General features: G+C 38.6%; 12 protein-coding genes. 3 read left to right on the top strand and 9 right to left on the bottom strand.

What is annotated here, in order from left to right; all coding sequences use genetic code 11:
- Nucleotides 1–71: 71 nt before the first annotated feature.
- The 3 genes from CXF89_RS20290 to CXF89_RS20280 all read left to right on the top strand — a co-directional run bounded on the left by CXF89_RS20290 (nt 72) and on the right by CXF89_RS20280 (nt 2550).
- The gene (locus CXF89_RS20290) at nt 72–464 is read left to right on the top strand and encodes a hypothetical protein (protein WP_121955596.1); all 393 of its coding nucleotides are present in this window, start codon (nt 72–74) and stop codon (nt 462–464) included.
- A 118-nt stretch (nt 465–582) separates the two neighbouring features.
- Nucleotides 583–1986 carry a M28 family peptidase gene (locus CXF89_RS20285; protein ID WP_121955595.1) on the top strand — a complete coding sequence of 468 codons (1404 nt, stop codon included), beginning with the start codon at nt 583–585 and terminating at the stop codon, nt 1984–1986.
- A 117-nt stretch (nt 1987–2103) separates the two neighbouring features.
- On the top strand, nt 2104–2550 hold the full coding sequence (locus CXF89_RS20280; protein WP_007580192.1) for a DUF4826 family protein: 447 nt from the start codon (nt 2104–2106) through the stop codon (nt 2548–2550).
- A gap of 62 nt (nt 2551–2612) precedes the next feature.
- On the opposite strand, the gene CXF89_RS20275 is transcribed toward CXF89_RS20280, so the two are convergent.
- From CXF89_RS20275 to CXF89_RS20235, 9 genes are all read right to left on the bottom strand, one after another.
- Nucleotides 2613–3071, bottom strand: a complete 459-nt coding sequence (locus tag CXF89_RS20275) for a GNAT family N-acetyltransferase (protein WP_121955594.1) — start codon at nt 3069–3071, stop codon at nt 2613–2615.
- 154 nt (nt 3072–3225) lie between these two features.
- On the bottom strand, nt 3226–4383 hold the full coding sequence (locus CXF89_RS20270) for a ribosomal protein uL16 3-hydroxylase (RefSeq protein ID WP_121955593.1): 1158 nt from the start codon (nt 4381–4383) through the stop codon (nt 3226–3228).
- Between the two features lie 85 nt (nt 4384–4468).
- A complete protein-coding gene (gene purB / locus CXF89_RS20265; RefSeq protein ID WP_010552649.1) occupies nt 4469–5839 on the bottom strand; it encodes an adenylosuccinate lyase in 1371 nt (456 codons plus the stop codon).
- A 31-nt stretch (nt 5840–5870) separates the two neighbouring features.
- Nucleotides 5871–6473 (bottom strand): high frequency lysogenization protein HflD, encoded by a 603-nt coding sequence (gene hflD / locus CXF89_RS20260; protein ID WP_024589171.1) that lies wholly within the window; start codon nt 6471–6473, stop codon nt 5871–5873.
- Nucleotides 6473–7573, bottom strand: coding sequence for a tRNA 2-thiouridine(34) synthase MnmA (gene mnmA / locus CXF89_RS20255; RefSeq protein ID WP_007580201.1), 1101 nt, complete (start codon nt 7571–7573; stop codon nt 6473–6475). The genes hflD and mnmA overlap by 1 nt, the downstream gene beginning before the upstream one ends.
- A gap of 220 nt (nt 7574–7793) precedes the next feature.
- Nucleotides 7794–8234: an NUDIX hydrolase gene (locus tag CXF89_RS20250; RefSeq protein WP_121955592.1), complete on the bottom strand. Its 441-nt coding sequence runs from the start codon at nt 8232–8234 to the stop codon at nt 7794–7796.
- On the bottom strand, nt 8227–8913 hold the full coding sequence (locus CXF89_RS20245; RefSeq protein ID WP_007580204.1) for a pseudouridine synthase: 687 nt from the start codon (nt 8911–8913) through the stop codon (nt 8227–8229). Before CXF89_RS20245 ends, CXF89_RS20250 begins: the two co-directional genes overlap by 8 nt.
- Nucleotides 8913–9242: a TusE/DsrC/DsvC family sulfur relay protein gene (locus CXF89_RS20240; RefSeq protein ID WP_007580207.1), complete on the bottom strand. Its 330-nt coding sequence runs from the start codon at nt 9240–9242 to the stop codon at nt 8913–8915. The genes CXF89_RS20245 and CXF89_RS20240 overlap by 1 nt, the downstream gene beginning before the upstream one ends.
- Nucleotides 9243–9245: 3 nt before the next feature.
- Nucleotides 9246–9512, bottom strand: a complete 267-nt coding sequence (locus CXF89_RS20235; protein ID WP_007580209.1) for a DsrH/TusB family sulfur metabolism protein — start codon at nt 9510–9512, stop codon at nt 9246–9248.
- Nucleotides 9513–9612 lie beyond the last annotated feature (100 nt).

The following is a 9612-nucleotide window of genomic DNA, read 5'->3' as shown; positions in this document are numbered from 1 at the left end:
TTTGTAATTTAACCTCAAAATATAATATTGTATTAGCAATTAATTAGTTAGACGTTATTCAAGGATTGAAAATGAGAACATTTATTTGCGCTGTTCATTTTGTGTGTGCTCGGTGGATGAAAAAATTAGACTCAAGAAATAAAAATACGGCCATAAATGCTGCAGCATTGTTAGCTATGATATCTACTGTATATAGTTTTCTTTTAGCTATGACGTTTGACATTCACTACTTAGATAAAATAATCAGTACTTTTAAGCAAAACCCTTTACTTATTGGTGCTCTATTTTACGCAATCGTAATTGGAATTGTGTTTTTAATTTTGGGTGATTTTAACGGTTATAGAAGTAGAGTTAGATCTTGTATAAATAAAGGGAGCTTTAAAAAATATATTTTAGGAATAAAGCTGTGGATGTTTGGGTTAATTCCTATGACAGGTATTATGTTGATTGTACGACTCAATTAACTCTCTAAGTATTACTATAACTGCGCTTTAGCGTGCTCCTTTCTACATCTACCTCAAATGTATTGCCATAAAATCTTAGTTAAGTAATGGTTACACTATAATAATTAGGAGCTAATAGATGCTTAAAACACCTTTAAAAATCACAACAACGTTACTCAAATTTACTGCAATTGCAGGCGCTTGCTCACTTGCATTATCAGCACATGGTGAAACGCAATTACAATATACCGACCAACAAAAGTTACACGATATAGCAAGTGAAGTGTCGGCTACCCGTATCGGTAGTGACATTCAAACGCTGGTGGATTTTGGTACTCGCCATACGCTTTCAGAAACTAAATCGGATACTCGGGGCATTGGTGCGGCTAGGCGTTGGATAAAAAAAGAATTTGAAAAAATATCGGCACAGTGTGGTGGTTGTCTGGAAATTATTGAAGTAAAGGACACTATATCGGGCGAAAAACGCATTCCTAATCCTGTTGAAGTGGTTAACATAGTGGCTATTCAACGTGGGTCGAGCGAGCCGAATCGGATGGTGATGATGTCGGGTGATATAGATTCACGTGTAAGCGATGTTATGGACTTTACGAGTGATTCACCGGGTGCTAACGATAATGCATCGGGCGTGGCAGGAGTAATAGAAGCAGCTCGTGTTTTAAGTAAATACAAATTTAATGGTTCGGTAGTTTACGCGGCGCTTTCGGGCGAAGAGCAAGGTTTGTTTGGCGGTAAAATATTAACGGCTTATGCACAAAAGCATAACTGGCAAGTTCATGGCGTTTTAAACAACGATATGATTGGCAATATTACCGGTATTAATGGGGTAACTAATAACACGACTGCACGTATATTTTCAGAAGGTACCCGTGTTGTAGAAACAAAAGAGCAAGCTAATACTCGGCGCTTTACAGGTGGTGAAGTCGATTCTGCGAGTCGTAATTTAGCTCGCTACATAGATACTATTGCTGACAGATACATTCCTAATTTAGATACAATGCTTGTATATCGATTAGATAGATTTGGTCGTGGTGGGCATCATCGCCCATTTAATGATGCAGGTTTTGCAGCAGTGCGTATTATGGAAACTAACGAGCACTACGATCGTCAGCATCAAGATTTACGCACTGAAAATGGTGTTGAGTATGGCGATACCATTGAAGGTGTTGATTTTGATTATACGGCTAAGTTAACTTCACTTAATGCGGTAACGATGGCGTCTATGGCGTGGGCACCCGCACCGCCAAAAGAAGTTAAAATAAAGGGCGCTGTTACAGCTGATACTTCATTTTCGTGGCAAGAAAGCAGTGATGAAAATATTGCTGGCTATAAAATTTATTGGCGTTACACGAGCGAGCCGCAATGGCAGTTTAGTAAATACGTTGGTAAGGTTTCACAGTACACACTTAAAAACGTAGTGATTGATAATTATTACTTTGGTGTAGCCTCTGTTAGTAAAGACGGTATTGAGTCTCCAGTAGTTTTTCCGGGTGATGTAGGTTCGTTTGATCACAATATAAAATAATAGTTTGGCTAAAAACACAGCAAACAGAGCGCTTTAAGGTGCAAACGACCTTTTTATACTTGCACCTTATTTACTAAGCCCTTAGAGTGTTAAAAAAGAAGTAAAAGGTTATTAAAAATGCAACAACAAGAAAAAAAGCCGTTAACAGCAAAAGAGCAAGTTATAACTGATGAGCAAAGAATGCAGTGGCAACGCGAATGTTTTCAAGCAGCGCAAAAACATTTAGCCGAAAAGGGCATTATGCCAAAATCAGTAGTTGATAAAGACAGCCGATTTTTAGCACCACTTTGTGCAATGTGGAAATTTAAAGCCCAAAACGGTAAAACATATTGGGTAGTAACAGGGCGCTTACCTACAGATCATGCTGAAGTAAGTGCAGCTACAGATGCTCGCGATGCAATGCGTTATTTTTCTTTGCAGTGGCAATTAAAAGCGGATCAAATTATGAGTACAGGCGCGCGTGATAAAACGCAGGTAGATTTTGCTAACTTACTTATAAATAGAGCACATGGCTTGTACGAAATGTATGATAATGAACCGCTGTGGGCAAATGAACCAAAGTAACTACAGTTTGGGTTAAGTAACAATGTAGAGGGTGATAGCTTATTTATTACCCTTTTCTTTATCTAATGGACAAGTGTGAAGGGGGTTGTATTAAACGCCGAAACAGAGCATTGCATACGTTGCCTAGGAATTCCCGCCTCCATAAAAACATTTCCTTGCTGAATAAAGCCATTTCGCTTAAAACGCTCTACCTCATTTAAAATACAATTAATGCTTACTTCTTCTATACCTTGGTTGGAAGCTAATTCAACAATAAAGTTAAGAAGCGATTTATATACTTTGCGATTACGGTGCTCGGGTAATACCGCTATTCTGCCGATTAAGCCATCTGTACACAGCCGACCTGTTGCAATAGGGCAGTTTGCATCGTCTGTAACAAGTATATGTAATGCAATTTTATCTAGGCTATCAAATTCGATGTGCTTGGGGATATGTAACTCGTAAACAAAAACTCGCTCTCGAATTTTTTGTAGCATATCTTTTTTTATATCCCACTCAACCTTATCAACCAGATAGCCCATTGCAAACTCCTATTGATAGCCAATTAAAATGAGTAAGCAATCACAGCAAAATTATTTAAGCCAATATCAGGTGAAAATTAAAATTTTTAACTAACCTGTATACATAATATTTTACGCTGCAAAATGCTCACCATTATTAATAAAATTGGTATTATTACTCTTGGTCTATATTAAACCAAAGCCCCTCATTAACAAGTGTAGTAAAAGTTTGAGTAAAAACTAAACTTGGGTTTGTTAAATTTAATGCTGAACTTTCAAATTCAGTATGATCGGTAAGTAGTTTTACCGCCGCTAAGTCAGTTAATGGCATAGCGTAATTTTCACCGTTTACACTTAATAACACTTCGGTATCGAGTTGCTGATAAATAGCACGCGTGCCACCTAAACGCTCAAACACAGTTTCTTCATCACTTAAATCATCGCTTATTTGCTCAGGTGTAAATGGAGGTTCTACTGGTGCTAAATCCATTTCATGTTTGGGCTGACTAAGCGTTGAGCCTAACCATTGTTTAAATAAATCGTCATTTTCTAAAAGTGCCGCCATCAGTGTTTTAACTTTATCAACTTCAAGGTTTGTAAGTTCACCTTTTGATTTTCTTAATGTGATGTTGTGATCGGTATAACGTTTTTGTCCGCTTTCGGTATCAATAATATGATCGGCAAAGCTCGACAATAAATCTTGTTGATTTGGCGCCCTAAAACCAACTGAATAATTTAGTGCATTTTCTACAGCGTAACCTTCGTGAGGGCACCCTGGTGGAATATACAAAATATCGCCTGGTTCTAATATGCAATCTATTACGGCTTCAAAAGGTTCAACTTGTAGTAATTTTTTGTTTTGAGCAAACTGCTTAAGTGTTGGGTCGGGTAAGCCTACACGCCAATGACGTTTACCTTCGCCTTGAATAATAAATACGTCGTATTGGTCTAAATGTGGACCAACACCACCATTAGGCGTTGAATAGCTGATCATTAAATCATCTATGCGCCAGTTGGGAATAAACCTAAAAGGTTCTAGCAGTTGTGCAGCATCGCTATGCCAGTGATCAACTGCTTGAACGAGTAAAGTAGAGTGATCGTCGGTTAACTGCTCAAAGTCTGCAAATGGACCTTGGTGCGTTTGCCAGTCATTTTTATGATTGGTGATAATACGTGACTCTATGCTTTCTTCCATTGCTAGGCCGGCAAGTTCATTAGCATCAAGCGGGTCTTGAAAATTAGCAAAACCTTGTTTGATTAAAAGCGGCTTTTTTTGCCAAAAATGGCTTAAAAACTCTTGCTCAGACAAATTATTTATTTTTAATTGATACATACATTATGCCTACTAGTTAGTGCAATGGGGTTAAAAAAAAAGCGAAAGGATGATCCTTTCGCTTTTTAAAAGAGTAATTTAGTTTTTAAACTAAATCATCAATAAACTCAACAGCACGACCAATGTAATTAGCAGGTGTTAGTTTTTTCATTTCTACTTTAGCGTGCTCAGGAAGGTCTAAACCATCGATGAAGTCAGCCATTATTTCTTGATTTACACGTTTGCCGCGTGTTAAATCTTTAAGTTTTTCGTATGGCTTTTCAATACCATATTTACGCATAACTGTTTGAATCGGCTCGGCTAGCAATTCCCAGTTTTGATCAAGCTCGTCAGCTAAACGTTGCTCGTTTACTTCAAGCTTGCTCACACCTTTAAGTGTTGATTGGTATGCAATAATCGCATAACCCATACCTACACCTAAGTTACGTAATACCGTTGAATCGGTAAGGTCACGCTGCCAGCGAGAAACTGGTAATTTTTGTGCAAGATGAGCAAAAATAGCGTTTGCTAAACCTAAGTTACCTTCTGAGTTTTCAAAATCAATTGGGTTAACTTTATGTGGCATTGTTGATGAGCCAATTTCGCCAGCAATTGTTTTTTGCTTAAAGTGATTAAGGGCAATGTAACCCCACATGTCACGGTCAAAATCGAGCAGTATAGTGTTAAAACGTGCAATTGCGTCAAACAACTCTGCAATATAGTCATGCGGTTCAATTTGTGTAGTAAATGGGTTTAGTGTTAAGCCTAAACTTGATACAAATTTATCTGCATGTGTATGCCAGTCGTAATCAGGGTACGCGCTAAGGTGTGCGTTGTAGTTACCTACAGCACCGTTAACTTTACCTAGCATTTCTACTTGTGCAATTTGCCCGCGTTGACGCTTTAAACGCATATATACGTTAGCAAACTCTTTACCCATAGTTGATGGTGTAGCAGGTTGTCCGTGCGTACGAGTCATCATTGGGATTGTTTTGTATTCAATTGCTTTAGCTTTAATTGCGCTTAAAAGTTCATCGCAATAAGGAAGTAAAACATTTTTACGCGCTTCGCTTAGCATTAAACCATGAGATAGATTGTTAATATCTTCTGAAGTACAAGCAAAGTGAATAAATTCGTTTATTGCATGAAGCTCACTGTTATCGGCTACTTTTTCTTTTAGTAGGTATTCAACCGCTTTAACATCGTGATTTGTAGTGCGTTCTATATCTTTAACGCGTTGTGCATCAGCTTCACTGAAGTTATCTACAATGGCGTTTAGAAGTGCATTAGCTTCTTCGCTAAATGCAGGTACTTCTTTAATATCGCTTGCTGCAGCTAACGCTTGCAACCAACGCACTTCAACAATTACGCGGTATTTGATTAAGCCAAATTCGCTGAAAATACTGCGTAGTTCAGTGGTTTTGCTGCCGTAGCGACCATCCACTGGAGAGATAGCCGTTAACGCTGAAAGCTCCATAATAACTCCTAAATTTTAGTTTGAACGATAGTTAAATTTTTGTTTTAGCAATGGCGAGTATTTTTCTTTTTGCAAAGAAAAAGTGACGGCGTTTACCGCCCATTTGTCGCCATAATACTGCACTTCTAATGCCGGCGAGTAATAACGCACGGATTTTATTTTGAGTGAGCTGCTGTTTTAATAACTCGGGTTTACCATAAACCTGTATTCGGTGCCCAAGGGGGCTCAGCACCGACGAGTATATATCTGCTAAACCGGCAACAACGCTCTCATCGGTAATAGCAAAGTGGTCTAAACGACGATGAATATCATCAATTCGTTTACCTAATTCGTTTAAGCTTTTGTCGTTTGCACTTAGTGCTCGCTCAAGCTGCATTAAACCACCTACGTACTTTACAATTTCAACATCTTTTTGAGCGCCTGCGGTTAGCTGCGCCATTAATGTTTTGTAACCATCACGTAAGTTGTCAGTACCTTGGTAAACATCTTCTGGCGATGCCGGAGATGTTTGAATAATACTTGAAAGTAAGATTTCTAAATCATGTTCGTTATTGTTGCCGTACTGGGCAATTTTTTGAACTTGTTTAGCAGCCTGGCACATGGCGGCAAGCGCCATGACTTGGTGTTCATTCATTACTTAATCACCGAATCAATAATACCGCCACCTAAACAGATATCTTCTGCGTAAAATACGGCAGATTGACCAGGCGTCACTGCTTTTTGTGGCTCGTCGAACAATACGCGGGCCATGCCGTCTTCACCTACAAGTAAAGTACAGCTTAAGTCTTCTTGGCGGTAACGCGTTTTTACTGTGCAGCGAGTTGTGCCTTTAGGGCCAATACGGTCTACCCAGTGAAGTTGGTTTGCGTTAAGACCGTTGCTGTATAGGCGAGGGTGATCTTTACCTTGGCCCACAATAAGTACATTTCGCTCAAGGTCTTTATCTACCACGTACCAAGGCTCACCAGAACCTTCTTTCATACCACCAATTAACAAGCCTTTGCGTTGTCCAAGTGTGTGGTACATTAAGCCTTCGTGCTCGCCTACGTTGTTACCGTCTGTGTCTTCGATAACGCCAGGTTGTGCTGGTAAGAACTTTTGTAAAAAGTCTTTAAATTTACGCTCACCAATAAAGCAGATACCTGTACTGTCTTTTTTATCGTGAGTGATTAGGTCTTGTTCTTCTGCTATGCGGCGTACTTCTGGTTTTTCGATATCGCCTACAGGGAATAACGTTTGGCCAATATGTTCATGGCTTAGAGTATATAAGAAGTAGCTTTGATCTTTATTGTTATCAAGTCCGCGACACATTACATATTTGTCATCGCGAAGCTCACGGCGAACATAGTGACCCGTTGCAATAAAGTCAGCACCTAGTGCTTGAGCAGCAAATTCTAAAAAGGCTTTAAATTTAATTTCTTTGTTACACATTATATCTGGGTTAGGTGTACGACCTGCTTTGTACTCAGCTAAAAAGTACTCAAATACGTTGTCCCAGTATTCTGCTGCAAAGTTAACAGTGTGAAGCTCAATGCCTAACTTATCACACACTGCTTGTGCATCTTTTAAGTCATCAGCAGCAGCACAGTATTCATCATTGTCGTCTTCTTCCCAGTTCTTCATAAACAGGCCTTCTACTTGGTAGCCCTGTTGTTGTAATAAATATGCAGATACAGAAGAATCAACACCGCCGGACATGCCAACAATGACTTTAATGTGACTATTTTCGCTCATGAATAATTTCGCTTATACAGATTGCTGTTAACTTGGAAAGGCCGCGATTATAGCATGTATTTTGTTTGTGCTTAAAGAGACTAAGGGCGCAAAGAGGGGAATTAGTCAGTATTTTATTTATATAACAAATAGCAAACTAGACTTACGAAGTATTGTATAAATTAATTTATCTGTTTATTTAATTAAAAACGATACTTTGAAGCACCTATGGGTGCTTAAATTAATCGTTGTAAATTGTATCTAAACTCAAAGGTATCTTGTTTAAGCTATCTTCAATACATTTAAGGACTAAAGGGCTTCTAAGCGGTAGTGATTTTATTTGCTCTAATGTGTACCAGTTAGCGCTGATAATGTCGGTATCTATTGGCGTTGGCGCTTTTATATTATCAGGCGCTTCGAAAAAGAAGCAGAATCGTAAATAGTGCACTCCATTTTCGGCATGCAAATTATACACACCTAAAAAGCCGACTGGCTCAAGCGCTAAGCCTGTTTCTTCAAGTAGTTCTCTGCTTGCAGCTTGTGCAAGAGTTTCGTTTTGCTCTAAATGACCCGCAGGTTGATTGTAACAAACCTGCTGTGTAAATTTATCGCGCTCTTTTACAAGTAAAAACTCATTTTGCTTTTTTACTATTGCCGCAACTGTTACATGCGGTTTATGCATCAACTACACCCTTAATTACTTTGTATTCACCACAATTAATATCATCCAACGTATAGTTGCCAATACTGTAGCGAATAAGGCGAAGTGTAGGGTGGCCAATATGCGCGGTCATTCGACGAACCTGTCTGTTTTTACCTTCATTAATTGTAATACTTAGCCAAGTGGTAGGGATTGCTTTTCGCTCGCGTACAGGCGGATTACGCGTCCAAATTGTAGGTTCATCAATTATTTTAACGTTAGCGGGGAGTGTAAGCCCGTCCTTAAGTTCTACGCCATTGCATAAATCATTAATTGATTCACTCGTTGGTTCACCCTCAACTTGTGCCCAGTAGGTTTTATTCGTTTTTTTATCAGGTGCCGTTAGGGTGTTTTGCAATTTTCCACAGTTTGTTAAAAGTAATAAACCTTCACTGTCTCTGTCTAATCTTCCTGCTGCGTAAACTTCTTTAATAGGTATAAATTCAGCGAGAGTTTTTCTGTCTGCGTCATCCGTAAATTGGCATAGCACGTCAAACGGCTTGTTGAATAACACAATTTTTCTGTCTTTAGATGCTATTTGCGGCTTTATTTCTCTTTTACCAGATGGCGTTTTGTTAAGTGCACTGCGTGAATAAGTACGGCCTGTACTTCTTTTTGGCTTGGATTCAGTTACTTGATTATTGCCTGATTTAGATCTCATTATATGCACCTAGCTGGTTTTGGTAATCCGGCGATTTTTGTTGCTTGCTTAGCAGGGCCTTTAGGGAATAATTTATATAAATAAAGGCTGTTTCCTTTGTCTTCACCGAGTGCTTTAGCCATTGCTTTTACAAGCATCCGAATTGCTGGACTGGTGTTATATTCAATATAAAAATCACGAACAAAGTTAATTACTTCCCAGTGTTGAACGCTAAGGGTAATGTTTTCTTGGATAGCAATTACAGGTGCAAGCTCCTTTGACCACAAAGTATGGTCAAGCAAGTAGCCTTGTTTGTCGGTTTCAATCTGTTGGTTGTTAAATTCAAGCATGAGTTACCACGTAATTGATTGATTAGTTGATAAAGTGAGTGCTACAAAGTCTTCATAGCTAATGGCTTTATCGTTATCTGTTAATTTTATTGCACGTACTTGCGCGTCTTGTTCAAGTATTAACAGTGTATCTGCAAATTGCCTAAATTGTTTTTTTGCAAAGCAGGCATCACCAACAAGTAGCACGTTATCGTCTGATAAAATTAAGTTCTCTAGCTGATTTGCCGAATAATAGTTAAGCGGCTTAGAAAAAATATGTAATGTACTCATAAATTCACCACATGTTGCTGCGCTTTAATTAATGTTTGTTGTTGGCTAAAGTTAAGAGCTTTTGCCTCTATGAGTAGATCATGTTTATTTAAACCATAAT

Origin of the sequence: Pseudoalteromonas sp. MelDa3 (genome assembly GCF_002863625.1) — a bacterium.
Taxonomy (GTDB): Bacteria; Pseudomonadota; Gammaproteobacteria; order Enterobacterales; family Alteromonadaceae; genus Pseudoalteromonas; species Pseudoalteromonas arctica.
The sequence above is the reverse complement of the archived record's forward strand: the minus strand, read 5'-3'. Positions and strand labels throughout refer to the sequence as shown.

Excerpts from the sequence above, each read along its gene's own strand:
- mnmA (WP_007580201.1), bottom strand. The coding sequence starts at position 7,573 with ATGAGCGAAAATAGTCACATTAAAGTCATTGTTGGCATGTCCGGCGGT.
- CXF89_RS20285 (WP_121955595.1), top strand. The coding sequence starts at position 583 with ATGCTTAAAACACCTTTAAAAATCACAACAACGTTACTCAAATTTACT.
- purB (WP_010552649.1), bottom strand. The coding sequence starts at position 5,839 with ATGGAGCTTTCAGCGTTAACGGCTATCTCTCCAGTGGATGGTCGCTAC.
- CXF89_RS20280 (WP_007580192.1), top strand. The coding sequence starts at position 2,104 with ATGCAACAACAAGAAAAAAAGCCGTTAACAGCAAAAGAGCAAGTTATA.
- CXF89_RS20240 (WP_007580207.1), bottom strand. The coding sequence starts at position 9,242 with ATGCTTGAATTTAACAACCAACAGATTGAAACCGACAAACAAGGCTAC.
- CXF89_RS20275 (WP_121955594.1), bottom strand. The coding sequence starts at position 3,071 with ATGGGCTATCTGGTTGATAAGGTTGAGTGGGATATAAAAAAAGATATG.
- CXF89_RS20235 (WP_007580209.1), bottom strand. The coding sequence starts at position 9,512 with ATGAGTACATTACATATTTTTTCTAAGCCGCTTAACTATTATTCGGCA.
- CXF89_RS20245 (WP_007580204.1), bottom strand. The coding sequence starts at position 8,913 with ATGAGATCTAAATCAGGCAATAATCAAGTAACTGAATCCAAGCCAAAA.
- hflD (WP_024589171.1), bottom strand. The coding sequence starts at position 6,473 with ATGAATGAACACCAAGTCATGGCGCTTGCCGCCATGTGCCAGGCTGCT.
- CXF89_RS20250 (WP_121955592.1), bottom strand. The coding sequence starts at position 8,234 with ATGCATAAACCGCATGTAACAGTTGCGGCAATAGTAAAAAAGCAAAAT.
- CXF89_RS20270 (WP_121955593.1), bottom strand. The coding sequence starts at position 4,383 with ATGTATCAATTAAAAATAAATAATTTGTCTGAGCAAGAGTTTTTAAGC.
- CXF89_RS20290 (WP_121955596.1), top strand. The coding sequence starts at position 72 with ATGAGAACATTTATTTGCGCTGTTCATTTTGTGTGTGCTCGGTGGATG.